At 68.4% G+C, this 25,560-nt stretch carries 22 protein-coding genes; 3 read left to right on the forward strand and 19 right to left on the reverse strand.

Annotated features, from left to right (window positions below):
- Positions 1-34 precede the first annotated feature (34 nt).
- The 14 genes from IXW21_RS08975 to IXW21_RS09040 all read right to left on the reverse strand — a co-directional run bounded on the left by IXW21_RS08975 (position 35) and on the right by IXW21_RS09040 (position 15,741).
- Positions 35-3,325 (reverse strand): DEAD/DEAH box helicase, encoded by a 3,291-nt coding sequence (locus IXW21_RS08975; protein ID WP_228528335.1) that lies wholly within the window; start codon positions 3,323-3,325, stop codon positions 35-37.
- Between the two features lie 56 nt (positions 3,326-3,381).
- Positions 3,382-3,792, reverse strand: coding sequence for a transcription antitermination factor NusB (nusB, locus tag IXW21_RS08980; RefSeq protein ID WP_194763919.1), 411 nt, complete (start codon positions 3,790-3,792; stop codon positions 3,382-3,384).
- A gap of 3 nt (positions 3,793-3,795) precedes the next feature.
- Positions 3,796-4,356, reverse strand: a complete 561-nt coding sequence (efp, locus tag IXW21_RS08985; protein WP_194763920.1) for an elongation factor P — start codon at positions 4,354-4,356, stop codon at positions 3,796-3,798.
- A gap of 73 nt (positions 4,357-4,429) precedes the next feature.
- Positions 4,430-4,867 (reverse strand): type II 3-dehydroquinate dehydratase, encoded by a 438-nt coding sequence (gene aroQ / locus IXW21_RS08990; protein ID WP_194763921.1) that lies wholly within the window; start codon positions 4,865-4,867, stop codon positions 4,430-4,432.
- Positions 4,864-5,952, reverse strand: a complete 1,089-nt coding sequence (gene aroB / locus IXW21_RS08995) for a 3-dehydroquinate synthase (RefSeq protein ID WP_194763922.1) — start codon at positions 5,950-5,952, stop codon at positions 4,864-4,866. The genes aroQ and aroB overlap by 4 nt, the downstream gene beginning before the upstream one ends.
- The gene (locus tag IXW21_RS09000) at positions 5,949-6,467 is read right to left on the reverse strand and encodes a shikimate kinase (RefSeq protein ID WP_194763923.1); all 519 of its coding nucleotides are present in this window, start codon (positions 6,465-6,467) and stop codon (positions 5,949-5,951) included. The genes aroB and IXW21_RS09000 overlap by 4 nt, the downstream gene beginning before the upstream one ends.
- The gene (aroC, locus tag IXW21_RS09005; RefSeq protein ID WP_194763924.1) at positions 6,451-7,680 is read right to left on the reverse strand and encodes a chorismate synthase; all 1,230 of its coding nucleotides are present in this window, start codon (positions 7,678-7,680) and stop codon (positions 6,451-6,453) included. The genes IXW21_RS09000 and aroC overlap by 17 nt, the downstream gene beginning before the upstream one ends.
- A 48-nt stretch (positions 7,681-7,728) precedes the next feature.
- A complete protein-coding gene (locus IXW21_RS09010) occupies positions 7,729-8,547 on the reverse strand; it encodes a shikimate dehydrogenase family protein (protein ID WP_194763925.1) in 819 nt (272 codons plus the stop codon).
- Positions 8,544-10,109, reverse strand: coding sequence for an endolytic transglycosylase MltG (mltG, locus tag IXW21_RS09015; RefSeq protein ID WP_194763926.1), 1,566 nt, complete (start codon positions 10,107-10,109; stop codon positions 8,544-8,546). The genes IXW21_RS09010 and mltG overlap by 4 nt, the downstream gene beginning before the upstream one ends.
- A 2-nt stretch (positions 10,110-10,111) precedes the next feature.
- Positions 10,112-10,585, reverse strand: coding sequence for a Holliday junction resolvase RuvX (gene ruvX / locus IXW21_RS09020; RefSeq protein ID WP_194763927.1), 474 nt, complete (start codon positions 10,583-10,585; stop codon positions 10,112-10,114).
- Entirely contained in the window at positions 10,582-13,242 is a 2,661-nt protein-coding gene (gene alaS, locus IXW21_RS09025; protein WP_194763928.1) for an alanine--tRNA ligase, read from the reverse strand. The genes ruvX and alaS overlap by 4 nt, the downstream gene beginning before the upstream one ends.
- Positions 13,243-13,315: 73 nt before the next feature.
- Positions 13,316-13,504, reverse strand: a complete 189-nt coding sequence (locus IXW21_RS09030; RefSeq protein WP_194763929.1) for a hypothetical protein — start codon at positions 13,502-13,504, stop codon at positions 13,316-13,318.
- Positions 13,505-13,609: 105 nt separating this feature from the next.
- A complete protein-coding gene (gene rpsD / locus IXW21_RS09035; RefSeq protein ID WP_194763930.1) occupies positions 13,610-14,239 on the reverse strand; it encodes a 30S ribosomal protein S4 in 630 nt (209 codons plus the stop codon).
- Between the two features lie 161 nt (positions 14,240-14,400).
- Entirely contained in the window at positions 14,401-15,741 is a 1,341-nt protein-coding gene (locus IXW21_RS09040) for a replication-associated recombination protein A (RefSeq protein WP_194763931.1), read from the reverse strand.
- Between the two features lie 144 nt (positions 15,742-15,885).
- Between IXW21_RS09040 and IXW21_RS09045 the strand changes: the two genes are divergently transcribed.
- Positions 15,886-16,197, forward strand: coding sequence for a hypothetical protein (locus tag IXW21_RS09045; RefSeq protein WP_194763932.1), 312 nt, complete (start codon positions 15,886-15,888; stop codon positions 16,195-16,197).
- Between the two features lie 68 nt (positions 16,198-16,265).
- On the opposite strand, the gene IXW21_RS09050 is transcribed toward IXW21_RS09045, so the two are convergent.
- The 4 genes from IXW21_RS09050 to nirB are packed head-to-tail and all read right to left on the reverse strand — an operon-like array spanning position 16,266 to position 21,095.
- The gene (locus IXW21_RS09050; protein ID WP_194763933.1) at positions 16,266-17,390 is read right to left on the reverse strand and encodes a uroporphyrinogen-III synthase; all 1,125 of its coding nucleotides are present in this window, start codon (positions 17,388-17,390) and stop codon (positions 16,266-16,268) included.
- Positions 17,387-18,154 (reverse strand): uroporphyrinogen-III C-methyltransferase, encoded by a 768-nt coding sequence (gene cobA / locus IXW21_RS09055; protein ID WP_194763934.1) that lies wholly within the window; start codon positions 18,152-18,154, stop codon positions 17,387-17,389. The genes IXW21_RS09050 and cobA overlap by 4 nt, the downstream gene beginning before the upstream one ends.
- Complete coding sequence (nirD, locus tag IXW21_RS09060) at positions 18,151-18,519, reverse strand: nitrite reductase small subunit NirD (RefSeq protein WP_194763935.1); 369 nt, start codon at positions 18,517-18,519, stop codon at positions 18,151-18,153. The genes cobA and nirD overlap by 4 nt, the downstream gene beginning before the upstream one ends.
- The gene (gene nirB / locus IXW21_RS09065; protein WP_194763936.1) at positions 18,516-21,095 is read right to left on the reverse strand and encodes a nitrite reductase large subunit NirB; all 2,580 of its coding nucleotides are present in this window, start codon (positions 21,093-21,095) and stop codon (positions 18,516-18,518) included. Before nirB ends, nirD begins: the two co-directional genes overlap by 4 nt.
- Positions 21,096-21,307: 212 nt before the next feature.
- Here nirB and IXW21_RS09070 point away from each other — a divergent pair, with 212 nt between their 5' ends.
- Both IXW21_RS09070 and IXW21_RS09075 read left to right on the forward strand, forming a co-directional pair.
- Positions 21,308-22,672, forward strand: coding sequence for a DUF349 domain-containing protein (locus IXW21_RS09070; protein ID WP_194763937.1), 1,365 nt, complete (start codon positions 21,308-21,310; stop codon positions 22,670-22,672).
- A gap of 60 nt (positions 22,673-22,732) precedes the next feature.
- Positions 22,733-23,284, forward strand: a complete 552-nt coding sequence (locus IXW21_RS09075) for a type IV toxin-antitoxin system AbiEi family antitoxin (protein WP_194763938.1) — start codon at positions 22,733-22,735, stop codon at positions 23,282-23,284.
- Here the strand turns inward: IXW21_RS09075 and IXW21_RS09080 are convergent.
- On the reverse strand, positions 23,271-25,520 hold the full coding sequence (locus tag IXW21_RS09080) for a RelA/SpoT family protein (protein WP_194763939.1): 2,250 nt from the start codon (positions 25,518-25,520) through the stop codon (positions 23,271-23,273). The genes IXW21_RS09075 and IXW21_RS09080 overlap by 14 nt on opposite strands.
- Positions 25,521-25,560: the final 40 nt, after the last annotated feature.

The raw sequence follows: 25,560 nt of genomic DNA on the forward strand, positions 1-25,560 counted from the left end.
TCCCTGTGCGGCCGGGGTGACCGGCCGGGAGTATTCAGCTGCCGTCGAAGAGTCCGCGGATGTCGTCGGCGGTGAGCGACTGCGCGAACAGCTGCTCATCGTCCATCACGGCGGTGAACAGCCTGGCCTTGCGCCGTTGCAGTTCGAGCACCTTCTCCTCGATGGTCCCGGTGGAGATCATGCGATAGACGAAGACCTGACTCGTCTGCCCGATACGGTGCGTGCGGTCGATCGCCTGCGCCTCGGCGGCGGGGTTCCACCAGGGATCCAGCAGGAACACGTAGTCGGCTTCGGTGAGGGTGAGTCCGAACCCGCCGGCCTTGAGGCTGATCAGGAACACGGGCTGCTCCCCCGCTTTGAAGGAGTCGATCACATCCTGCCTGCGGCGCGTCGACCCGTCGAGATGCGCGTAGGGAATCCCCGCCTCGTCCAGACGTGCGGCGGCCAGATCGAGGAACGACGTGAACTGGCTGAAGACGAGCGCCCGGTGACCCTCGGCCTGGAGCTCGGCGACGCGATCGAGCAGGGTGTCGAGCTTGCTCGACCCGATCTCCGCGTCGTGCCCGTCGATCAGCGCCGGTGCGAGGCTCAGCATGCGCAGCAGCGTGAGTGAGCGGAACACGATGAACCGATTCCGATCGAGGTCGTCGAGCAGACCGAGCACCTTCTGCCGCTCGCGCTGCAGCACGACGTCGTAGAGCTCGCGGTGCGCAGGGCTGAGGTCGACCTCGAGAAGCTGCTCCTGCTTCGCCGGAAGGTCGGAGGCGACGAGTTCCTTCGTACGCCGCAGCATGAGAGGACGGATGCGTCGACGCAACTGCGCGAGGCGCCGGGCGCGGTATTCGCCGCCCTCCTCGTTCTCGGGGACCTTGCCCTTCTCGATGGGCTGGATGTAGCGATCGCGGAACTTGCGCGCCGACGGGAAGAGCCCCGGAGCCGCGAGCTTCAACAGCGACCACAGCTCCGACAGGCTGTTCTCCATGGGGGTTCCGGTCACCGCATAGGTGACGTCGGAGCGGAACGTCGAGATGGCCCGATGCAGCTTGGTCTTCGGGTTCTTCACGAACTGAGCCTCATCGAGGATCAGGCCCGCCCATTCGACCTCGCGGAACTCGTCTTCGTCGAGCCTGGCGACCGTGTACGAGCTCACGACGATGTCTGCTGACGCCGCCGCGACACTGAGCCCGGCCGCGCGCGTGGTGCTCGTGCTCTCGACGACCGCGACGCGGAGGTCCGGCGTGAATCGAGCGGCCTCGGAGCGCCAGGTGCTGAGCACCGAGGTGGGAGCGAGCACCAGGAACGGCCGGGTCTCTCCCATCTCCCGGGTGTGCTGGATGAAGGTCAGCAGCTGCAGCGTCTTGCCGAGACCCATGTCGTCGGCGAGGATGCCGCCCAGGCGATGCTTCCAGAGGAAGGCGAGCCAGTCGAAGCCGGACTTCTGATAGGTCCGCAGCTCAGCGCGGAGGCCGACCGGAAGCGGCGTGGCAGGAACGCCCTCCGCTCGCCGCAGGCCTTCCGCCGTCGCGCGCCAGCTGACGGCCGGCTGCGCTTCGTCGGCGAGATCCTCGAACTCTTCCCAGAGGTCGACCTGGTAGCGGTTGATCCGGGGGCCGGTCTCCCACTCGTCGAGTTCGCCGGCCTCCTCGATGAGGTCGCGGAGGCGATCCAGTGCCGGATGGCTCAGCGAGAAATAGCCGCCGTCCGAGAGCAGCAGCTTCTTCTTCCCCTTGCTCAGGGCGGTGAACAGCGGGCCGAAGGGGATCCTGCGACCGTCGATCGAGACGAGGATGCCGAGATCGAACCAATCGGAATCGGTCGACTCGACCGTCGTCACCGTGACCTGCGGGTCTCCGGTGAGCTCCCGATACTCCTTGCGCGCGCCCTGGGACTCGATCCGCACCCCGACAGCTTCCAGAGCAGGAACGACCTGAGCCACGAAGTCGGCCGCGTCGATGTCGTGCAGTGAGCCGGCGGGCCGGAAACGGGTGGCACGGTGCTCCTGCCAGATCGTCTCGATCTCGGCGCGCCGCATGGCTTCGACGGCGGCGTCCCGCACCGCGGAGGTGGTCCACGCGAACGGCACGGTGCCGAAGCTCCCATACGACCAGGCGAACTCGTAGCTCACGACGTCGCCGCGCTCGTACGTGACCGTGAGCACGGGAGTCGGCTCGGGAACCTCGGGCAGGCGCACGGCGCCCACGGCACGAACGGACGCGCGTCGAGCGAGCAGCGGGTAGGCATCGTCGATGAACGACTGCTCCTCGTTCTTCGGCACGACCACGGGGGCCGCCGCGGCGAGAAGCGTGCGCGTCTGCTCGCTGAGCGGCGCCTCGGCGAGGACGATGTCCATGCGATTGCCCGTGAGCGTCGCCGCGTAGAGCCCCGTCCTGCCGATGGGATGCGCGGCGGCGGCGTCGATCACGTCGCCGTCGACCTTCACCTCGGCACCGACCGACAGAGAGCCGTCGTCGCCGCGGGAGATGGCGGCCGAGACCGCAGCGGAGCCGGCCAGACGCACCGTGGCGTTCTTCTGACTCGGGACGAGAGGAATACCGAGCTCGGTGCCGCTGCGAAGGTGGCCCCAGAGGAGGACCGACTCGATCTGATCGACAACGATCCATTCCCCGGCGTTGCCGGAGAGCAGCGAATCACGCGAGATGTTCAGCAGATCGCCGAACCATCGGGTCTGGGTGCGCCCGAACTGCGAGGCGTCGCGACGCACCGCATCCCACCCCGCATGCCCCTGGATCCACGCGCCTGTCTGGGCACTGCGCATGAGCGGTCGGATCGCGAGAAGCAGCTCCCCCGACGGACGCGCGAGGTCGCGCAGCGTGGCCGCGCGCATGGGGCGAGGACCCCAGTGACTCTCGGCGCGCGATTCGCGGTGCCGGAGCTCGACACCGAGCGCGAGCGGTTGCGCGTGACGCGTGGCCTCGGCATCGAGCAGGGTGCGCCACGATGTCGCCTCTGGCTTCGGCGGGGCCTTGGAGGGCTCGGGCGGGACCTCCAGTGCGGCGGCCTGCTGCGAGTACTCGTGCACGTTCGACGCCAGGACGGTCGCGACCACGTGCTTGCACCCGGTGCGTACCGGACACGAGCACTTCGTCGTGCGCATCCGCCGCCGACCGTTCGACGACACGAACGTGATCTCCGTCAGGTACGGCGTCTCCTGCCCACCGCTCACGTGCCCCTCGAGCTCGAGGAGATCCTCATGCCACACCACATCGAGGACGTTGCCCTCGCGGAAGTAGGCGAGGCCCCGTTTGTAGCCACCGGCGTCGGTGATCTGCATGATCTCGCGGAGATCGACGTGCGGCGCGGACATGCCCTCATCCTTCCCGCAGGCACCGACATCAGCGATGTCAGGCCGCGGCTCAGCGCTCAGGCGGCGCGGGCCACCCGCGCCAGCACACCGTGGACGAACGCACCGGAGTCGTCGGTCGAGAACTCCTTGGCGAGCTCGACCGCCTCGTCGATCGCGACGGCCGTCGGGACCTCCGAGTTGAACAGGATCTCCCAGACGCCGATCCGCAGCAGCGCACGGTCGACGGCAGGCATCCGCTCGAGCTTCCAGTCGCGGCTGTGGGTCGTGATCTGCTCATCGATCTCGTCACGGTGGTCGATGATGCCGTCCACGACTTCGCGGGCGTAGAGCCAGGATGCCTCACGAGCAGGCTCGGATGCCGCTCGCTTCGCCTCGGAGGCCAGAGCGACGGCGACCTCGTCACCGCGGACGTCGGCCGAGAACAGGATGTCGAGTGCGCGCTTGCGCGCCTTCGTACGGGCGCTCACGCCTTACTTCTCGCGACCGAGGTAGTCGCCCGTGCGGGTGTCGACCTTGACCCTGGTGCCGGTCTCGACGAACAGCGGGACCTGGATCTCGTAACCGGTCTCGAGCGTGGCGGGCTTGGTGCCGGCCGACGAGCGGTCGCCCTGCACTCCGGGCTCGCTGTACGTGATCTCGAGGATCACCGAGGCGGGCAGGTCGATGTAGAGCGGGTTGCCGTTGTTCAGGGCGATCGTGACCTGCTGGTTCTCCAGCAGGAAGTTCTTCGCGTCTCCGACCGTGGCGGCCCCGACCGTGATCTGGTCGTAGTCGGACTGGTCCATGAAGACGTAGCCGTCGCCGTCGGTGTACAGGTACGTGAAGTCGCGGCGGTCGACGTTCTCGATCTCGACCTTGGCACCCGCGTTGAAGGTCTTGTCGACGACCTTGCCGGTGAGCACGTTCTTCAGCTTGGTGCGGACGAACGCTCCGCCCTTGCCCGGCTTGACGTGCTGGAACTCGACGACGCTCCAGAGCTGGCCTTCGAGGTTGAGGACGACGCCGTTCTTGATGTCTGCGGTAGATGCCATGCGCTGGAGTTCCGTTCGTGGGTGAAAGTTCAGGGGCCGACGAGCCTGTCGAGGCGCGAGCCGACAGTCGATTCTACGGGATGAGCGCCGCGAGCTGCCGCACGGCGCTCGCATACCCCTCCACGCCCTCTCCGATCACGCGCACCGTCGCGACATCGTGCAGGTAGGAATGGTGTCGGAACTCCTCGCGCGCGTACACGTCGGAGATGTGCACCTCCGCGAAGGGCAGAGCCACGCCGGTGAGCGCGTCGCGCAGCGACACCGAGGTGTGGGTGAGTCCGCCGGGGTTGATCACGATCGCAACGCAGTCCTCGCGCGCCGCGTGGATCGCGTCGATCAGCACACCCTCGTGATTGCTCTGAATCGCCCGCACGTCGAACCCGACCTCGGCCGCCGCCGCACGGGTCAGGTCCTCGACGTCGGTGAGCGTCGCCGTGCCGTAGACATCCGGTTCGCGGCTGCCCAGCAGATTCAGGTTCGGACCGTTGACCAGCAGGATGCGACCGGTCACGCCCCGACCTCCTGGTAGGCGGCGAACAGCAGGGACTCGTCGGGGGCCTGGAGCACGGTCGGCTTCGCGATGTCATCGAGCAGGATGAACCGCAGCATGCCGCCCCGGCTCTTCTTGTCGCGCTGCATCGTGGCGAGCAGCTGCTGCCAGGCACCGGCGCGATACGAGGTGGGCAGGCCCAGCGACTCCAGCACGGTGCGGTGACGCTCTGCAGCGCTGTCGGACAGCCGGCCGGCGAGCCGGGAGAGCTCGGCGGCGTAGAGCATCCCCACGGAGATCGCCGCACCGTGACGCCAGCGGTAGCGTTCGGCATGCTCGATCGCATGGCCCAGCGTGTGTCCGTAGTTGAGGATCTCGCGCTGACCGGCTTCGCGGAAGTCGCTCGACACGACCTGCGCCTTCATGTCGATCGCGAGTTCGATCGCGCGACGGAACTCCGCGGTCGTGGTGTCGACCGCGCGGGCAGGATCGGCCTCGACGATGTCGAGGATCTCGGGCGCCCAGATGAAACCTGCCTTGACGACCTCCGCGAAACCGGCGGTCGCCTCGTTCGGGCTCAGGCTCGCCAGCTCGTCGAGGTCGCCGATGACGGCGCGCGGCGCCCAGAAGGCACCGACGAGGTTCTTGCCCTCGGCCGTGTTGATGCCCGTCTTGCCGCCGACCGACGCATCGACGAGGCCGAGCACGGTCGTGGGCACGTGCACGACCTGGATGCCGCGCAACCAGGTCGCTGCGACGAACCCGGCGAGGTCCGTGACCGCGCCTCCGCCGTACCCGATCACGGCGTCGGTACGGGTGAAGTCGGCCTGGCCCATCACCTGCCAGCAGAAGGCCGCGACCTCGACACGCTTGCCCTGCTCGGCATCCGGCACCTCGGCGAGCAGCACCTCACGAGGCCCTTCGCTCACATCGGCCAGCAGCCGATCGCGAAGCTCGGCGGCGCGGGCCGCGAGCGTGGGCGGGTGCACGACGAGGACCTTCCGCACCCCCGGCGACAGAGCCGCGGAGACGTGATCGAGGATGCCGCGCCCGATTCTGATGTCGTAGGGGCTCTCCCCCGTGACGGTGATTGTCGTCGTGCTCATCCCTGATCTCTCCTCCATGCCACGATGTCTTCTGCGATGCGCTGCATCGGGCGCCTCGATGTGTCGAACGTCACGCTGGCGACCTCGTCGTACCAGGCACGGCGCTCCTCGAAGATCTGCATCCACCGAGCGACAGGGTCGTCGCCGTCGAGCAGCGGACGCCCTCCCGAGGCGAGCCGATCGGCCACCGCTGCTGGGCTCACCGTGAGGAAGACCACGGGATGCTCGCGCAGCAGCTCTCGGGTACCGGGGTCGGTGACCGCGCCGCCGCCCAGAGAGATCACGCCGCCGTCGTCCAGCGCTCGCGCGACCGCAGACCTCTCGAGCGCGCGGAAGTGCGGCTCCCCGTGCGCTTCGAAGATCGACGGGATGGAACCGTGTTCCGAGACGACCCTCTTGTCGGTGTCGACGAAGGGCAGCGCGAGTGTGCGCGCGACCCGCCGGCCGATGCTGGTCTTGCCGGCCGCCATCGGACCGACGAGCACCAGCGTCAGCTGCTCAGCCCCGTTCGTCATGCGCGATGAGCGCAGCCTCGGACGCCGGTGTCGTGCGCAGCTCTGCAGGAATCGCTGCCAGGTAGCTCTCGACGTTCCGACGCGTCTCGCGGATGCTGTCGCCGCCGAACTTCTCGAGCACGGCGCGCGCGAGTTCGACGGCGACCATGGCCTCGGCGACGACGCCCGCAGCGGGCACCGCGCAGACGTCCGACCGCTGGTGATGCGCCGTGGCATCTTCACCGCTCGCGACGTCGATCGTGCGGAGTGCGTGGGGAACCGTCGCGATCGGCTTCATGCCGGCGCGCACGCGCAGCACGGTGCCGGTCGACATGCCGCCCTCCGTGCCACCGGCGCGGTCGGATCCGCGGCTGATGCCATCGGGCGTCGCGAAGAGCTCGTCGTGGGCTGCCGAACCGCGGCGCCGGGTGGTCTCGAAGCCGTCTCCGACCTCGACGCCCTTGATCGCCTGGATGCTCATCAGCGCCTGCGCGAGACGGGCGTCGAGTCGACGATCCCAGTGCACGTGCGAGCCGAGTCCGGGAGGCAGGCCGTAGGCGAGCACCTCCACGATGCCGCCGAGGGTGTCGCCGTCCTTCTTGGCGTCGTCGACCTCCGCGACCATGAGCTCCGAGGTCGCCGGGTCGAAACAGCGCAGCGGATCGGCATCCAGTGCGTCCACGTCATCGGGCGACGGCAGGGGCGATCCCTCCGGGACCCGCACGGGACCGATCGACAACGTGTGGCTCACGAGTCGGATCCCCAGTTCGCCCAGGAACGAGCGGGCGACGGCGCCGAGCGCCACGCGAGCCGCCGTCTCTCGGGCGCTCGCGCGCTCGAGGATCGGACGCGCCTCGTCGAAGTCGTACTTCTGCATGCCGACCAGATCGGCGTGACCGGGACGCGGGCGCGTCAGCGGCGCCCCTCGACCGCGGGACTTGTCGGTGAGGTCGACGGGTTCGGGGTTCATGACCTCGATCCACTTCGGCCATTCGGTGTTGCCGATACGCAGCGCGATCGGGCTGCCGAGCGTCTTGCCGTGGCGGACGCCGCCCGAGATCGTCAGCTCGTCCTGCTCGAACTTCATGCGGGAGCCACGGCCGTAACCGAGCTTGCGACGTGCCAGATCGGCTTGGATCGCCTCTGAGGACACCGGGACGCCCGAAGGCAGACCCTCCATGACGGCAATGAGTTCTGGGCCGTGCGATTCGCCGGCCGTGAGCACGCGGAGCATTGCTCTAGTCTCCCATGGGTTTCACGGGCTCTCGTGCCGCGTTTCGCACTACGACGTCAGAACCGCGCGCATGGCGTCCACCACGGCGTCCTCGTCGGGCAGAGCGCGCGTCGGATCCCCGTGGCGGAACACCCTGATCTGACGCACGGCCTGGTGCAGGAGCATCCCGAGACCGGAGACGGCGGGTCCGCCGGCCCACCCGGACGCCAGCGCAGACGGCCACGGCGAATAGGCGACGTCGAAGAGCACACCGCCCGCTGCCGAGAGACGCGACACCGTTTCGGAATCGATGGTCACGCCACCGGGAAGCGTCGCGATCGTCAGATCCACCGGGTCCGGACCGGAATCGAAACTCTGTACCGACACCTCGATGTCGAGCCGGGCACCGAGATCGATCAGCGGCGCAGCCCGCTCGGGCCGCCGCGCGCGCACGTCGACCCTGGTCGCGCCCATCTCGCCCGCGGCGACGAGCGCCGATGAGGCTGTCGCGCCGGCGCCGAGGATCCGGACCCGCTCGACCGTGGGGAGGCCCTCGTCGGCCAGCGCATCGACGATGCCGCCCACGTCGGTGTTGAAGCCCCGCACGTCGTCGCCGAGGAGCAGCGTGTTGACGGCTCCCGTGAGCTCGGCGTGGCGGTCGAGCGCGTGGGCGGCACGGTGCGCCTGCTCCTTCAGCGGCATCGTGAGTGAGAGTCCCCGCCAGGAATCGTCGAGCGAGCCGACGGCGTCAGCGAAGCCGCCCTCGGCGACCTGCCGGCGCGAGTACTCCCAGTCGAGGCCGAGCACCGCATAGGCGGCGGCGTGCAGCTGCGGCGACTTCGAGTGCGCGATCGGATCGCCCCAGACAGCGAGTCGATGCCGGATCATCCGGCCGAGCATCCGCCGTCGGGGTTCGCCTTGCACCACTCGCCCCACTTCTCGACGCCCTTGAGGTGCTCCTCGTAGGTCTCGGAGAACTGCGTCTCGCCGGTGGCGAGGTTGACGGTCACGAAGTACAACCACGGCCCGTCTGCGGGGTGCATGGCGGCGTCGATCGCTGCATCGCTCGCACTGGCGATCGGCGTGATCGGAAGCCCGGTGTGGACGTAGGTGTTCCAGTCGTTCGGGTCTTCGAGAGCCTCGGCCGAGCTCGAGACGACGCCCTCGTGAAGGGAGCCGTACCCGTACTGCGCGGTCGAGTCCATCTGGAGCTTCATGTCGATGTCGAGGCGATTCTGGATCACGCGCGACACCTTCGGGAAGTCCGCGGTGAGCCCCTCGCGTTGGATGATCGACGCGATCGTCAGGACGCGCTGTGCGTCCTCCGCCGGGACGCCGGCCTTGTCCAGCGACTCGTGGGTGCGGTCGACCATGCGCTGGATGACCTGCTGGGCGGTCACGCCCGGATCGAACGTGTACAGCGCGGGGAACAGCCAGCCTTCGAGCGTCTGCGCGCTCACGCCGTAGACCGAGGGGTCCGCCACTGCGGCCTCGAGATCGGCCAGCGGGATGCTCAGAGACTCCGCGATGCCGGGAAGAGTGGAGTCGATCGTCGCCCCCTCCCCCACGTTGGCCGTGTTCTCGAGCTTGTTGTCGGGATTGCGGAGCGCATCGAGCGCCGCCTCCGCGGTCATCTTCTCCTGCAGGCGGTAGTTGCCCGGGTAGAACGTGACCGCGATGCCCTCGTCGACGAGGTAGTCGTAGAAGACCGTCTCCGTGCGGGTCACACCGGCCTCGTAGAGCGAGGCCGAGACCGGAGAACCCGTGTCGCCCTCAGCGATCGTGACGATGACCTCGCCGGTGGCGAGCCCCGGCTCCCAGTCGTCGGGTTCGCCCCACCCGAGCGCGTCGCTGATCCTGTCGCCGTAGGTGTTCATCGCCCAGACGCCTGTCGCGGCAAGGCCGCCGACGATCACCAGGATGATCACGAGCGCGATCAGGCACCCGGTGCGGCGCTTCTTCTTGGGCGGTGTGCCGCCGGGCACCTCTTCGGGATGGCTGTGGAAGAGGTCTTCGAGGCGTCCCCCTGCACCGTTACGGTCGACGGCGCGCGAGTCGGGGGACTCGGCTCTCGGGGACGCTGCCGACGAGGACGCACCGGCTGCAGCGGCGGAGGCTGCGGGGACGGCGGACGATGCCGTCGTCCGCTCCGCGCCATCCGCGGGCACCGCTCGTGTCGACGCATCGACCTGACGGGTATCCGCAGCAGCGAGCGGTTCCGCAGAGCCACCTGCGTCGGCGGGTGATGGCGACGGCGCTTCCTGCGACCGGCCGGACGCCGCGTTCGTCGGCCGCGAGGCGGCCTCACGAGCGGCACGTCGGGATCCCGGGGCGGGCGGCGTGTCGTCGACCGTCGGGATCTGCTGCGTCGGTTCCGGCAGGTTCTCGAACAGATCGCTCAGGCGAGCATCCGGATCGTGCCGGGGGGAAGCACTATCGCGTTCGGGCATTGTCAGGAAGACTCCTCGTCGAGCGGAATCGTGACACCGGGCGGGTTTCCGGTGCTCTTCTCCGTGTCGATCGCCTGCTGCAGCAGAACCACCGCGGCGACCTGATCCACAATGCTACGAGAGTTCTTCTGAGTTCTCCCCGAAGATCGCAGTGCGGCGTGTGCGGTCACCGTGCTCAACCGCTCGTCGACCAGTCTCGTCGAAATCCGCGTACGCGCCAGAAGGGCCGCCGCGAACTCCCGAGCGTCGAGCGTGGATGCGGTGTCGGCGCCCTGCATGTTGACGGGCAGTCCCACCACCAGTTCCAGCGGCTCGTACTCCGCGGCGAGAGCGGCGATCCGCTCGACCGCGGCGTCCGTGCGAGGCACCGTCTCCACCGGCACGGCGAGCATGCCGTCGGGGTCGCATCGGGCGACGCCGACGCGCGCCCTGCCGACGTCGACACCGAGGCGCACGCCGCGACGGAACCCGCTCACGCTGTCTGCAGCTCCTGGGAGATGGCCTCAAGCGCAGTGGTGAGCGCTGCGGAGTCGGTGCCGCCGCCCTGCGCCACATCATCGCGTCCGCCTCCGCCTCCGCCGAGCACCGCTGCAGCGCGCTTCGCGAGCGCTCCCGCCTTGGCGCCTGCTGCGCGAGCGGCGTCGTTCGTCGCGACGACGACCACCGGGCGGTCGTTCACGATCCCGCCGAGTGCGACGACCGCGGGGTCGGAGCCGAGACGATCGCGGACTCCGAGCACTAGCTCGCGAACATCGTCGGCCGAGGCGATCGTTCCGAGGGACTGCGCTGCGACGCGGAAAGCCCCGACACGCGAGGCTGCGTCGGCGATCGCCGGCACCAGACCGGCGCGCTCCTTGGCCTCGAACTGCGCGATCCGCTTCTCTGCCGCCTTGAGGCTCGACGACAGGTCGGCGATGCGCTCGGCGAGCTGGTCGCGGGGCGTCTTCAGCGACGAGGTGAGCTGCGACACGAGAGCACGCTCGGCCGCCAGCTCACGGAAGGCATCCTGCCCCACGAGAGCCTCGATCCGTCGGTTGGAGGCGCCGACGGACGACTCGCCCACGACGCTGACCAGGCCGATCTCCGCGCTGCTGTTGACGTGCGTACCTGCGCAGAGCTCGCGCGACCACGGTCCGCCGATGTCCACCATGCGGACGACATCGCCGTACTTCTCGCCGAACAGCGCCATGGCGCCGGCTTCTTTCGCCTCGTCGAGCGAGACGATCCGCGTGGTCACCTCGAGGGCATCCTGCACGGCCCGGTTCGCAATGTCCTCGATCTCGGTGCGGGTGTCGGTCGAGAGGGCCTGAGACCAGGCGAAGTCGAAGCGCATGTACCCCGCGCGGTTCAGCGATCCCGACTGGGTGGCCGTCGGTCCGAGCGTGTCGCGGAGCGCCGCGTGCACGAGGTGCGTCGCGGAGTGCGCCTGACGAGCAGCACGTCGGTTCGCGGCATCGACGACGGTCGTCGCGGCGTCGTCGACGGCGACGGATCCACGGCTCACCTCGACGGTGTGGCTGATCAGACCGGGAACCGGTCGCTGCACGTCGAGCACTTCGAGCTCGAACCCTGCACCGACGATCACTCCCTTGTCGGCGACCTGGCCGCCGGACTCGGCGTAGAGCGTCGTCTCTGCCAGCACGACCTCGGCGATCTGTCCCTCGGCAGCACTCGTCACGACCTGACCGTCGACCAGGATCCCGAGGATGCGCGAGTCGACCTCGAGCTCGCTGTAGCCGTCGAAACCGGTCTCGCCGAGTGCGCGCAGGTCGCGATAGACCGACACGTCGGCGAGCTGGCGCTTGCGGTTGCGCGCATCGGCCTTCGCACGGGAGCGCTGCTCCTGCATGAGCGAGTCGAAGGCAGCGCGATCGACGTTCAGGCCGGCTTCCTCCGCGACCTCGAGGGTGAGGTCGATCGGGAATCCGTAGGTGTCATGCAGCAGGAAGGCCTCGCGGCCGCTCAGCGCCGAGTCGCCCTTCTTCTTCGTCTCGTCGAGAGCCAGATCGAGGATGGTGGACCCCTGAGCGAGCGTGCGGCGGAAGGTCTCCTCCTCGGCGAAGGCCGCTGCCGAGAGCGTCGACCAGTCCTTCTCGAGCACCGGGTATGCGGACTTCATGGCGTCGCGCGAGGTGGCGAAGAGCTCGGGGAACACCGGCTCGTCGACGCCCAGCAGGCGCATAGCCCGGACCGTGCGACGCATGAGGCGACGCAGGATGTACCCGCGCCCCTCGTTCGACGGGCGGACCCCGTCGGAGAGGAGCATGAGCGAGGACCGGACGTGGTCGGCGATCACGCGGAAGCGGACGTCGTCTTCGTGCTCGGCGCCGTAACGACGACCCGAGAGCTCGACGGCACGGTCGAGGACGGGACGCACCTGGTCGGTCTCGTACATGTTCTCGACGCCCTGCTTGAGGAAGGCGACGCGCTCGAGTCCCATACCCGTGTCGATGTTCTTCTGCGGCAGTTCGCCCACGATGTCGAACTCGGTCTTGCCACGGATGTTCTCGATGAAGTCCTGCATGAACACGAGGTTCCAGATCTCCAGGAACCGCGAGTCATCGGCGGCCGGGCCACCGTCCTTGCCGTACGCAGGACCGCGATCGAAGAAGATCTCGGAGTCGGGTCCGCCCGGGCCGGGCTGTCCGGTGTTCCAGTAGTTGTCGGCACGTCCGAGGCGCTGGATGCGCTCGGGCTTCAGGCCGATGATGTCGCGCCAGATCGCCTCTGCCTCGTCGTCCGTCTCATAGACGGTGACCCAGAGATCCTTCTCCTCGAAGCCCAGACCGCCATCGGCTTCGGAGCTGGTCAGGAGCTCCCACGCGTACCGGATCGCGCCTTCCTTGAAGTAGTCGCCGAACGACCAGTTGCCCATCATCTGGAAGAAGGTGCCGTGACGGGCCGTCTTGCCGACCTCTTCGATGTCGTTGGTGCGGATGCACTTCTGCAGGTCGGCGATGCGGGGGTGCGGCGCGGGCACCACACCGGTGAGGTACGGGATCATCGGCACCATTCCGGCGACCGTGAACAGCAGGGACGGATCGTCACTCACCAGAGAGGCCGAAGGGACGATGACGTGGTCGTTCTTCTCGAAGAAGTCGAGGTAGCGCTGCGCGATCTCCGCAGTTTTCATAGGGGTGCCAGGTGTCCTTGCGTACAGGGTGTGGAAGAGCGGGCGAAGCGTCGCGGCCGACGGGCCGTGGCGATCAGTCGTCTGCGGGATCTGTGAGTCGCGCCTGCTGCTCACGGTAGGCGTCGCTGATGATGCCGGTGAACTCGTTGAAACGAGCATCGACCTCGGCGAGGATGTCGTGACCGCGGGGGTCCTTGTTCATGAAATGCGCCGCGACGAAGCCGCCGATCACACCGATCAGGAACCACAGCACGTTCTTCATGTCGTCATCCTTGCCCTTGACCCGCGAAGGCGCGGTGTCACCATCGTATGCCGAAACGACAGAAGGCGTCGGGTGCCCCCGACGCCTTCTGCGGAAAAGCTGAACTCAGCGAGCTGCGTAGTACTCGACGACGAGCTGCACTTCACAGGTCACGGGGACCTCGGCGCGCTTCGGGCGACGAACCAGGCGAGCCTGGAGCTTGTCGAGCTCGACCTCGAGGTAGCCGGGAACGGGAGGCAGGACCTCGGCGTGACCGCCGGCTGCTGCGACCTGGAAGGGCTCGGTGCCCTCGCTCTTGGCCTTGACGTGGATGAGCTGACCCGGCTTCACACGGAAGGACGGGCGGTCGACGAGCTGGCCGTCGACGAGGATGTGACGGTGCACGACGAGCTGACGAGCCTGTGCGGTGGTGCGGGCGAAGCCCGAACGCACGACGAGCGCGTCGAGACGCATCTCGAGGAGCTCGACCAGGTTCTCACCGGTCAGGCCCTCGGTACGACGAGCCTCGTTGAACGTGTTGCGCATCTGCTTCTCGCGGATGCCGTACTGCTCGCGCAGACGCTGCTTCTCACGCAGACGGACGGCGTAGTCGCTGTCAGCCTTGCGCTTGGTGCGGCCGTGCTCACCCGGAGCGTAGGGACGCTTCTCGAGGTAGCGGGCGGCCTTCGGGGTGAGCGGGATGCCGAGGGCACGGCTCAGACGGACCTTGCGGCGGTCCTGGGACTTCGTGGTCACGAAGTTGTCCTTCCGATGACGCGGTCGTGTCTCTCACGACTCGCGGACGTATCGTCCGCGTTCTGCCTTGGAGCGCACGCCGGGGCGCCAGCAAGGTGGGGTGTGAACGAGGAGATGCCCGAAAACACGGTTTCGAGCCGATCAAGTCTAACAGATCCGGATCATCGCCCGTCGAGGATGCGGCGGATGCGCTCGAGACGTGCGGAGATGTCGCGTTCCGCACCGAGATTCTTCGGCTCGTAATAGCGCTTGCCCTGCAGCTCATCCGGCAGATACTGCTGCGGGAGGATGCCGAACTCGCTGTCGTGGGGATAGACATAGCCACGCCCATGGCCGAGTCGCTTGGCGCCGGGGTAGTGCGCATCGCGCAGGTGCAGCGGGACGCGTCCGAAACCGCCGGACCGGATGTCGGCGATGGCGGCGTCGATCCCGACGTACGCCGCGTTCGACTTGGCCGTCGTCGCGAGATACACGGTCGCCTCGGCGAGCGGGATGCGCCCTTCCGGCATTCCGATGAAGGCGACCGCATCGGCCGCGGCGACCGCGATCGAGAGCGCCTGGGGATCGGCGAGGCCCACGTCTTCGGACGCCGAGATGACGAGACGCCGAGCGATGAAGCGAGGGTCCTCCCCCGCTTCGATCATGCGTGCGAGGTAGTGGAGCGCGGCATCGGGATCGGAACCGCGGATCGACTTGATGAAGGCGCTGATGACGTCGTAGTGCTCGTCTCCCTGCCTGTCGTAGCGCAGAAGCGCCTTGTCGACGGCCTGCGCCACGTCGTCGGCGGTCGCCGACGGAACGGTGCTCTCGTCACCGTCGTCGCCACTGCGGGACAGGGCGACCGCGGCCGCGGCCTCGAGACCGGTGAGCGCACGTCGGGCGTCGCCGGACGCCAGACGGATCAGGGCGGCACGCGCATCGTCTGCGAGAGTCACCGCACCGTTCAGGCCTCGCGCGTCGGTCACGGCGCGGTCGACGAGGAGTCCGATGTCGTCGTCGGTCAGCGGCTGCAGCGTCAGGAGCAGCGACCGCGACAGCAGTGGAGAGATCACCGAGAACGACGGATTCTCGGTCGTCGCGGCGATCAGGATGACCCACCCGTTCTCGACGCCGGGCAGCAGGGCGTCCTGCTGGGCCTTCGTGAAGCGGTGGATCTCGTCGAGGAAGAGGATCGTCGTCTGTCCGTACAGGTCTCGCTGGGTGATCGCCTCCTGCATCACCTCGCGGACGTCCTTGACACCGGCGGTGATGGCGGAGAGCTCGACGAAGCGACGCCCGGACGAGCGGGCGATGGCCTGTGCGAGCGTGGTCTTGCCCGTGCCGGGCGGCCCCCAGAGGATGATCGACACGGCGCCGGGCGACGTGGCGTCGGGATCTGCCAGCGCGACGATCGGCGACCCCGCTCGCAGCAGGTGCTTCTGGCCCGCCACCTCATCGAGGGAGACCGGGCGCATGCGCACGGCGAGGGGCGTCTGCCCGGAGAGCAGTGCGGCGGAGGTCATCAGTCCAGGCTAACGCCGGTCTCCGACATCACGCTCGTGATCGGCGGATCCAGAGGTCGCCGCTAGGCTCGGAGACACGTCGGTGCCGCCGAGCGCCGCGTTGTCCCTGTACGCCGAGAGTCGACGTCCACGAAGGAGCACGGCATGGCCGCACGCGGTTCCAAGAACGCGCAGCAGCGCACCGAGGCGGAGCGCGCACGGCTCCACGCCGCCCGCACGGAGTGGCACGACGGTCTGATCCGGCGCCGGGTGCGCGACAACACGATCGCCGGCATCGTCGGTGCGCTGATCGTCGCGGCCGCCATCGGCAGCCAGGTCGTGCACGCGCAGGTGGCGCCGCCGGCACCCGCGCCGACCGTCGAGCCGACCGATGCACCGCTCCAGGACGAGGCGCCTCTGCCGGAGCAGACACCGCTGCCGGATCCCGCTCCTTCGGAAGACGCCCCGGCAGGCTGACCGCCCGCCGGTTCCCGCCGGCCCGCCCCGGTACTCGCGCCCTCGACGATCCACCGGATGCAGGTGGTTCAGGCCTCGGTGACCGCCAGTCGATATCCGCGTTTGACGACGGTGTGCACGAGCTCGTGTCCGCCCAGCGCTTCGCGCAGGCGTGCGACCGCGACCTCGACCGCGTGCGGATTGCGATCGCCGCCGAGGACGCTGCCCAGCTCGGCGCGCGAGAGCACCCGACCGCCGGCACCCGCGAGCGCCTCGAGCAATGCCGCAGCCGAGCGCGAGAGAGGAAGGAACGCGCCGTCGACGACGACTCCCCCGCTGCGGACCTCGACGCGACCGGCGTCGGTGGGCAGCGACGGAGCACGGCCCCCTCCGAAGTGGGCGATCACGGTACGGGCGAGAGAGCCGAGTCGTCCGCGATCGGCGACCGTGGCCCGAAGGTCTGCCGCGTGGAGCGGAGCAGCGGTGATCGGCCCGACGGCGGCGAGCAGCAACCGACCACCGTGCGAACGACGCCGAACATGATCGAGTACGCCGGCCTCCTCCGCGACCGCGATCCAGGACGCCGCTCCCGGGGCCGAGGTGAAGAGAACCGCATCGGCCTCACCCGCTGCGGCCTGCACAGCCGAGCGACGCACGACCTCGGGGTTCGGAGGCGGGCCCCAGCGGTACACCGTGATGCTGAGCACGTCGGCCCCGGCATCGGCCAGCTGCTCGTCCAGTCCGTCGGATCCAGCGCCGTGGTGCTGAACGAGCACGCGCTTGCCTGCGACACCCGAGGCGAGGAGGTACTCACCGACCTCCGCCGAGGTCTCGCTCTGCGCGACCCAGTCGGCGGTGAATCCCGCCTGCTGGATCGCCCCATGCGCTTTGGGACCGCGCGCGACGAAGTGAGCGGAGCCGAGCGCGTCGTCGAGCGCTGCGTCGAGGCCGTGCTCATGCGCCGCATCCATCCATCCGCGGAAGCCGACGCCGGTGGTGGCGACGACGATGTCGGGCGGATCCGCGATGACGCGCTTCGTGCGCGCCAGCAGCTCCTCATCGTCGGCACCCGTGACGATGCTCAGCGCCGGTGCCCGATGCACGATCGCCCCTCGGCGTTCGAGCGCGGTCGCGAGGTCCACGGAGCGACGATCGGCTGCCACGATGATCGTGCAGCCGGCGAGAGCGGAATCGAGGGTTCGCGCGATGGTCATGTGCGGCTCTCCGCCACCATCGCGGGCGTGGGCAGCAGAAGCCCCGCTCGTGCGACCTCGCCGATCACGATCACCGCGGGGTTCTCCACCTGCGCGGCGCACGCGTCCGCCGCCATGGTGGCCAGCGTGCTCCGGATGGTCCGCTGCCTTTCCGTGTGGCCGTTCTCGACGATCGCGACGGGTTGTTCGCCCGGAGCACCGAAAGCCGCGGCCTCGGCGGCGAGACGGGGCAGGGCGGCGACGCCCATCAGCACGACTGTCGTGACGCTCGGATCGGCGAGTGACGCGAGCGCCCCCGGTCCGAGTTCGCCGTGGCCGTTCACCACATGCACGCCGGACGCAGAGCTCCGGTGCGTCACAGGGATTCCGGCAGCCTGGGGAACGGAGATGGCGCTGCTGACACCCGGAGTCACCGTCACCGGCACACCGGCGGCCTCGCAGGCCAGTACCTCCTCGCCACCGCGTCCGAACACGAACGGATCGCCGCCCTTGAGCCGCACCACGCGACGTCCCGCACGCGCATGGGACACGAGCAGATCGTTGATCTCGTGCTGGGGCACCGGGTGATTGCCCGGGCTCTTGCCGACGTCGACGATCTCGACGTGCGCGGGCAGTTCCGCGCGGATCTCTTCGAAAGGCCCGAGGCGGTCGGCGACCACGACATCCGCCGCCATGAGCAGCCGGTAAGCGCGGACCGTCATCAGGTCGGCGGGGCCGGGGCCGCCGCCGATGAGATCGACCCTGCCGACCAGCGCACGCCTCATGAGTCGCTCCGCGGCAGTGGCACGACCCGCACCTCGCGGTCGACGACGGTCACCGGCCAGACCCTCAACGCGCCGTCGGGCTTGCCCTGCGTCTCGAGGCACACGCCGGTGCGCAGGTCGAAGACCTGCTTGTGGAGCGGCGACGCGACCGTCGGAGCGTCTCCCCTGCTGCCGACGATCCCTCGCGAGATCACATGGGCGCCGCTGTACGGATCGAAGTTGTCGACCGCATGCACCGTGCCGTCGCCCAGCAGGAACAGCGCGACCTGCTGGTCGCCGATCAGAGCCGCGCGCCCTCGCTCGATCTCGAGATCGTCGAGCGTGCACACCCGCACCGGGATGCCGGTCTCGGTCGCTGTCGTCATCTGCGCACCTCCAGTGCTGTGCCGGCGATCAGGACTCCGCCGCTGATCCGCTCCTGAGCCGTCGCCGGGCGGATCTGACCACGCTCGGCCACATAGGCGAGGGAGGGATCCGGCGTGTCCGCAGCGTTCACGAACGAACGGAAGCGCTCGAGCTTCGCGGGGTCGCGAAGCGTCGCCGCCCACTCGTCCTCGTAACGGTCGACGTGCTGTGCCATCGCGTCATCCAGGTCGGCGCAGATGCCGAGGCTGTCGTCGAAGATCACCTCTCGCAGGCCGTCGAGACCGCCCTCGAGATCCTCGCACCAGGGCGCCGTGCGCTGCAGGCGGTCAGCCGTGCGGATGTAGTACATGAAGAAGCGGTCGATCGCGCGGATCAGCCCGTCATCGTCCAGATCGGATGCGAGCAGTTCCGCATGCCGGGGCGAGAACCCGCCGTTGCCGCCGACGTACATGTTCCATCCGGTCTCGGTGGCGATCACACCGACGTCCTTCCCCCGGGCCTCCGCGCATTCGCGTGCACACCCGGAGACGCCGACCTTCAGCTTGTGCGGAGCCCGGAGCCCGCGGTAACGGAGCTCGAGCTTGACGGCCATGCCGACCGCGTCGAGCACGCCGAAGCGGCACCAGGTCGACCCGACGCACGACTTCACGGTTCGCAGCGACTTGCCATAGGCGTGGCCCGACTCGAATCCCGCGTCGACCAGCCGCTGCCAGATCAGCGGCAGCTGTTCCAGCCGGGCTCCGAACATGTCGATGCGCTGACCGCCGGTGATCTTCGTGTACAGCGCGAAGTCCTTCGCGATCTGCCCGATGGCGAGCAGGCCTTCGGGAGTCACCTCGCCGCCGGGCATCCGCGGGACGACCGAGTACGTGCCGTCCTTCTGCATGTTCGCCATCACATGGTCGTTCGTGTCCTGCAGAGTCGCGTTCTCGCCGTCGAGCACGTGCGATCCCACGAGCACCGACAGGATGCTGGCGATGGCCGGCTTGCACACGTCGCATCCTCGTCCGCGACCGAACCGCTCGACGATCGAGCTGAAGGTCGTGAGCCGTGCTACCCGGACCGCGTCGAAGAGCTGACGACGAGACATGTCGAAGTGCTCGCAGAGAGCGTGGGAGACGGTCTGACCGAGCTTGGTGAGCTCCTGCCCGACGACCTTCTTCACCATCAGCACGCACGATCCGCAGGTCGCACCTGCCTTCGTGCATCCCTTCACGGCAGCGGAGTCGCGGCACCCTTCCTCGTGAACCGCCTCGCGGATGCGGCCCGCGGTGACGTTGGAGCACGAGCAGACCACAGCAGCATCGGGCAGCTCGCCGCTCGGCGCCTCGTTGCCGCCCGCCGGCAGCAGGTAGGCGGCGGGATCTGCGCCGAGCTTCGCGCCCACGAGGGGTCGGAGCGCGCCGTATGCGGTGGCATCTCCGACGAGGATGCCTCCGAGCAGTGTCTGCGCGTCGTCCGACAGCACCAGCTTCTTGTAGACACCGGCCACAGGGTCGGCGTACACGACATCGAGGGCATTCGGAGTCGTCGCCATCGCGTCACCGAAACTCGCGACATCGACGCCCGACAGCTTGAGCTTCGACGAGTCGTCGTATCCGGGGAACACCGCATCGCCGCCGAGCAGGCGCGTGGCCGCCACCTCGGCCATGGCATAGCCGGGCGCCACGAGTCCCACACAGCGGCCCTCGAAGTTCGCGACCTCACCGATCGCGAGGATGTGCGGATCCGAGGTGGAACAGCGGTCGTCGATGACCACGCCGCCGCGCGGGTCGACCTGCAGCTCCGCGTTGCGGGCGAGTTCATCACGCGGGCGAACGCCGACCGTGAACACCACCACGTCCGCGCGCTCGACCGAACCGTCCTGGAACTCGAGCGCCGTCACCGCGCCTGTAGCGTCGGGGTCGAGCCTCGTCGTCCGAGACTCGGTGCGGACCGCGATGCCACGATCCTCGAGGAGCCTGCGAAGCATCCCGCCACCCGCAGAGTCGAGCTGTGCCGACATCAGGCGGTCCGAGTACTGCACGACCGTCGCATCAACGTCCATGCCCTGCAGGGCGCCCGCCGCCTCGAGACCGAGAAGGCCACCCCCGATCACCGCACCGCGCAGAGGCCTGCCGAGCGCGTGACCGCGACGCTCGACGAACTCCTTGAGACCCTGCACATCGTCGAGCGTGCGGTACACGAAGCAGCCGGGCAGGTCGGCGCCGTCGACAGCGACCTTGGCGGCGTACGAGCCGGTCGCCAGTACGAGGGTGTCGTAGGCGATGACGGTGCGCGACCTGGTGGTCACGGTGCGGTGCGGGCGATCGATGCGCAGCACACGATCGTCGGACAGCAGTCGCACGCGGAAGTCGTCGAACACCGAGCGGTCGAGCTCGAGATCCTCGGGCGAAGAACCGGAGAAGAAGCCTGTCAGCCCCACCCGATCGTAGGGGTGGCGCCCCTCGTCGCCGATCACCGTCACGTGCACCGGGGACTCCGCCCGGCTCAGCAGGCTCTCGACGAATCGGTGCGCGACCATACCGGCTCCGACGACCACGATCTCCGTGGGGGTGAGTGCGATCTCGCTCATCTTGCTCCATTCGACGGTTATCCCGTGTTGGCGACGATAAGAGCGTGGTGTTTCCCGCATGTGTCGCTGCGTGTTTCGTGCGTCGAACGGTTTGCTCACAGAACGGTAACGAGCATTGTGAGAACGACCGACCACACCGAAGGAGCCCGCGCGTACTAGGCTGAACCTCGTCCTTTCCGCCTCCCGCGGCCCTACCGCGCAAGGAGAATCACGTGTCTGCCACCGAGCCGTCGAAGCCGACTCCCCCCGTTCCCGCTCCCCCGGCGAAGCCGCTGCCCCGCAAGATGCCCTCACCGGCAGCTGCGGCGTCCGCTGCGCCCGCCGCCCCCGCTCCGAGCACCTCGTCCGCCGATGCCGCGGATTGGGGCCGAGTCGCCGATGACGGCACCGTCGAGGTGCGTGAGGGTGAGACCTGGCGCGTCGTCGGGCAGTACCCGGATGGCACCCCTGATGAGGCCCTCGCCTACTTCGTACGCAAGTACGACGACATCGCCTTCAAAGTCAACACCCTCGAGCAGCGCCACCAGGCCGGCGGCGCGTCGGCGGGTGATCTGGTCAAGCAGGCGAACCACCTCCGCGAGGAGGCGACGGACGCCGCAGCCGTAGGCGATCTCGCCGGACTGCGTGATCGCCTCGACGCACTGACCTCGTCGCTCTCCGAGGCGACCGCGCAGGAGGCTCAGCAGGCGAAGGAGCTGGTCGATCAGGCGATCGCCGAGCGCACCGCTCTGGTGGAGCGAGCCGAGGCCATCGCCGCACGCGACCTGTCGAAGGTGCAGTGGAAGCAGGTCACCGCAGAGCTCGGCGAGCTCTTCGACTCGTGGCAGGCTCACCAGCAGAACGGCCCGCGTCTGTCGAAGAGCGTTTCGCAGCAACTGTGGAAGCGCTTCCGCGACGCCCGCAGCACGGTCGACAAGGCGCGACGCTCGTTCTACTCCGAGCTCGACGACTCCCACAAGGTCGCACGCGATGCGAAGACCCGTCTGGTGGAGCGCGCCGAGGCGCTCGCTCCGCGTGGCGTCGACGGCATCCCCGCCTACCGCTCGCTCCTCGACGACTGGAAGTCCGCGGGGCGTGCCGGCCGCAAGGCTGACGACGCGCTGTGGGCGCGGTTCAAGGCCGCCGGCGACGCACTGTACTCGGCTCGCGCCGAGCAGGCCGCCGCCGAGGAAGCCGAGTCCGGTCCCAAGATCGAGGCCCGTCAGGCGCTGCTCGAAGAGGCCAAGGCGGTTGCCGACGAGTCGAACATCAAGCGCGCCCGTGCACTGCTCACAGGCATCCAGCGTCAGTGGGACGAGATCGGTCGGATCTTCCCCCGCGACAAGGAACGCGCGCTCGACGACCGTCTGCGCGTGATCGAGCAGGCGCTGAAGGCGCGTGAAGACGTCGACTGGAAGAAGAACAACCCCGAGACCAAGGCGCGCGCGAACGACATGAGCTCGCAGCTGCTCGAAGCCATCGAGAAGCTCGAGTCCGAGCTCGCCGCGGCCGAGAAGTCCGGCGACAAGAAGGCCGCCAAGGACGCGGCGGATGCCCTCGAAGCTCGACGCACCTGGTTGAACGCCCTCGGCGGCTGATCTCTCCACAGCCCGTCACGACGACTGCGAACGCGGGATGCACTGCGCCACACTGGCGTGATGCATCCCGCGTTCCTGTATCTGCCCGGTCGTGCTCTCAGCGTTTCCGAGCTGGCCGCTGCACGAATCGACGGAGACCTGTTCGACATCGGCGAGGGATTCATCCCCGCCGACCTCGTGGAGACACCCGGCACGCGGGCCGCGTCGATCGCGATTCTGATCCCGGTCGACACCGCAGCTTCAGGGCCCACTGCGGCGTGGATACACGGAGCCGGAGACGCCCCGCCGGCCATCCATCATGTGCGCCGGGCCGTCGAGCGGCGGATCCGCGCGAAGCTGCCCGCACGCGTCGTCCTTCATGACACGAGCGTGCCGTCGTCCGACCTCGTGACCGTGGGCGGAGTGCCGGTGATGTCACCGACACGCACGATGCTCGACCTCGCCCTTGGACTGCACCGCGACGAGTCACTGATGCGCTGGATCGTACTGCTCGCAGAGAGCGACGCGACACTCGCGAGCGCGGCCATCGACCGCATCGACCGGCTCGCACGAGTGCCCGGCACGAAGTCGGCACGAGCCGCTCTCGTACGGACCGCGCTCAGGACGAGGTGACCCGGTACACGTCGTAGACGGCGTCGATGCGACGCACCGCGTTGAGCACGCGGTCGAGGTGCACCGCATCTCCCATCTCGAACACGAACCTGCTGATCGCGAGGCGCTCGTCGGTCGTACTGACCGTCGCCGAGAGGATGTTGACGTGGTGCTCACTGAGCACCCGGGTCACGTCCGACAGCAGGCCCGAGCGATCGAGTGCCTCGACCTGGATCTGCACGCGGAACACGCTCTTGGTCGTCGGTGCCCACGACACGTCGACGAATCGATCCTCTTCGCTCGCCAGCGCCTTGACGTTGACGCAGTCCGCGCGGTGCACGGACACGCCGCTGCCTCGGGTGACGAAGCCGACGATGTCGTCGCCCGGCACCGGAGTGCAGCATTTCGCGAGTTTGACGAGGATGTCGGCTGCCCCGCGCACGAGGATGCCGGAGTCGCCCGCCCGAGGCTCGCGCGACGCGACGGTTCCGGGAAGATCGATCGGACCGGTCGCCGGATCGGTGGCCGCGACGAGCGCCGTCACCTTCTCGAGCACCGACTGCGTCGACACGTGGCCCTCGCCGACCGCTGCGTAGAGCGCGGAGACGTCTTCGTAGCGGAGTTGGTGTGCGACCTCGGCGAACGAGTCGTGGCTCATCAGGCGCTGAAGCGGCAGGTTCTGACGTCGCATGGCACGGGCGATCGCCTCTTTGCCCTGCTCGATGGCCTCTTCGCGACGCTCCTTCGTGAACCAGCCGCGGATCTTGTTTCGGGCCCGCGTGCTCTTGACGAAGCCGAGCCAGTCCTGGCTCGGACCGGCGTCCGGGTTCTTCGACGTGAAGACCTCGACGACATCGCCGCTCTTGAGCTCCGACTCGAGCGGCACGAGACGTCCGTTGACCTTCGACCCCATGGTGCGGTGGCCGATCTCGGTGTGCACGGCGTAGGCGAAGTCGACCGGCGTCGCACCCGCGGGAAGGCCGATGACCCTGCCCTTCGGGGTGAAGACGTAGACCTCTTTCGCGCCGATCTCGAACCGCAGCGAATCGAGGAACTCCCCCGGGTCAGCTGTCTCGGCCTGCCAGTCGGAGATGTGCGCGAGCCAGGCCATGTCGCTGTCCGACGCACGGACCTCGGCCTTGCCGCCGTTCATCCGCTCCTTGTACATCCAGTGTGCGGCGACGCCGTACTCCGCCTGCTGGTGCATCTCATGCGTGCGGATCTGGATCTCGACCGTGCGACCCGAGGGACCGATCACGGTCGTGTGCAGCGACTGATAGAGGTTGAACTTCGGAGTCGCGATGTAGTCCTTGAAGCGACCGGGAAGGGGCGTCCACCGCGCATGGATCGCGCCGAGCACCGCGTAGCAGTCTCGCACCGACGCCACCAGGACACGGATGCCGATCAGATCGTAGATGTCGTCGAACTCGCGACCTCGGACGACCATCTTCTGATAGACGGAGTAGAGCTGCTTCGGCCGCCCCACCACCTTGCCCCGGATGCGCAGATCGCGCAGATCCTCGTCGATCTCCTCGACGACCTGGGTCAGGTACTTCTCGCGCTGCGGCGTGCGCTGGGCGATGAGATTGTGGATCTCGTTGTAGATCTTCGGGTGCAGGACGGCGAAGGAGAGATCCTCGAGCTCGGACTTGATCGCCTGGATGCCGAGTCGGTTGGCGAGCGGCGCATAGATCTCGAGCGTCTCCTTCGCCTTCTTCGCCGCCTTCTCGGGCGGGACGAAGCCCCAGGTGCGTGCGTTGTGCAGCCGATCGGCGAGCTTGATCAGGAGGACGCGGATGTCTTTCGACATCGCCACGATCATCTTGCGGACGGTCTCGGCCTGCGCGCTCTCGCCGTACTTGACCTTGTCGAGCTTCGTGACGCCGTCGACCAGCATCGCGACCTCGTCGCCGAACTCGGCCGTCAGGTCGGAGAGCGCGTATCCCGTGTCCTCGACAGTGTCGTGCAGCAGCGCCGCCGCGACGGCCCTCGGTCCGAGGCCCATCTCACCGAGGATCTGAGCTACCGCGAGCGGGTGCGTGATGTAGGGCTCACCGCTCTGGCGCTTCTGCCCCTCGTGCTTGACCTTGGCGACCGAATAGGCCCTCTCGATCACCGCGAGATCACCGCGAGGGTGGTTCGCACGCACGGTGCGGATCAGGTTGTCGAGGTCATTGACGCGGGGCGCACGGGAGAAGATGCGGGGAACCAGTCGCCTGAGGCTCGACCCCTGCGACGTCGTCTGCGGTTCCGCCATCCGCTCACCTCCCCAATCAGAACATCTTACGCGTGCTCAG

It is taken from the genome of Microbacterium sp. UFMG61, assembly GCF_015354505.1.
Lineage (GTDB): Bacteria > Actinomycetota > Actinomycetes > Actinomycetales > Microbacteriaceae > Microbacterium.

Excerpts from the sequence above, each read along its gene's own strand:
- IXW21_RS08975 (WP_228528335.1), bottom strand. The coding sequence starts at position 3,325 with ATGTCCGCGCCGCACGTCGATCTCCGCGAGATCATGCAGATCACCGAC.
- efp (WP_194763920.1), bottom strand. The coding sequence starts at position 4,356 with ATGGCATCTACCGCAGACATCAAGAACGGCGTCGTCCTCAACCTCGAA.
- aroB (WP_194763922.1), bottom strand. The coding sequence starts at position 5,952 with ATGAGCACGACGACAATCACCGTCACGGGGGAGAGCCCCTACGACATC.
- IXW21_RS09000 (WP_194763923.1), bottom strand. The coding sequence starts at position 6,467 with ATGACGAACGGGGCTGAGCAGCTGACGCTGGTGCTCGTCGGTCCGATG.
- aroC (WP_194763924.1), bottom strand. The coding sequence starts at position 7,680 with ATGCTCCGCGTGCTCACGGCCGGCGAATCGCACGGCCCAGAACTCATT.
- IXW21_RS09010 (WP_194763925.1), bottom strand. The coding sequence starts at position 8,547 with ATGATCCGGCATCGACTCGCTGTCTGGGGCGATCCGATCGCGCACTCG.
- mltG (WP_194763926.1), bottom strand. The coding sequence starts at position 10,109 with ATGCCCGAACGCGATAGTGCTTCCCCCCGGCACGATCCGGATGCTCGC.
- alaS (WP_194763928.1), bottom strand. The coding sequence starts at position 13,242 with ATGAAAACTGCGGAGATCGCGCAGCGCTACCTCGACTTCTTCGAGAAG.
- IXW21_RS09030 (WP_194763929.1), bottom strand. The coding sequence starts at position 13,504 with ATGAAGAACGTGCTGTGGTTCCTGATCGGTGTGATCGGCGGCTTCGTC.
- IXW21_RS09040 (WP_194763931.1), bottom strand. The coding sequence starts at position 15,741 with ATGACCTCCGCCGCACTGCTCTCCGGGCAGACGCCCCTCGCCGTGCGC.
- IXW21_RS09045 (WP_194763932.1), top strand. The coding sequence starts at position 15,886 with ATGGCCGCACGCGGTTCCAAGAACGCGCAGCAGCGCACCGAGGCGGAG.
- IXW21_RS09050 (WP_194763933.1), bottom strand. The coding sequence starts at position 17,390 with ATGACCATCGCGCGAACCCTCGATTCCGCTCTCGCCGGCTGCACGATC.
- cobA (WP_194763934.1), bottom strand. The coding sequence starts at position 18,154 with ATGAGGCGTGCGCTGGTCGGCAGGGTCGATCTCATCGGCGGCGGCCCC.
- nirD (WP_194763935.1), bottom strand. The coding sequence starts at position 18,519 with ATGACGACAGCGACCGAGACCGGCATCCCGGTGCGGGTGTGCACGCTC.
- nirB (WP_194763936.1), bottom strand. The coding sequence starts at position 21,095 with ATGAGCGAGATCGCACTCACCCCCACGGAGATCGTGGTCGTCGGAGCC.
- IXW21_RS09075 (WP_194763938.1), top strand. The coding sequence starts at position 22,733 with ATGCATCCCGCGTTCCTGTATCTGCCCGGTCGTGCTCTCAGCGTTTCC.
- IXW21_RS09080 (WP_194763939.1), bottom strand. The coding sequence starts at position 25,520 with ATGGCGGAACCGCAGACGACGTCGCAGGGGTCGAGCCTCAGGCGACTG.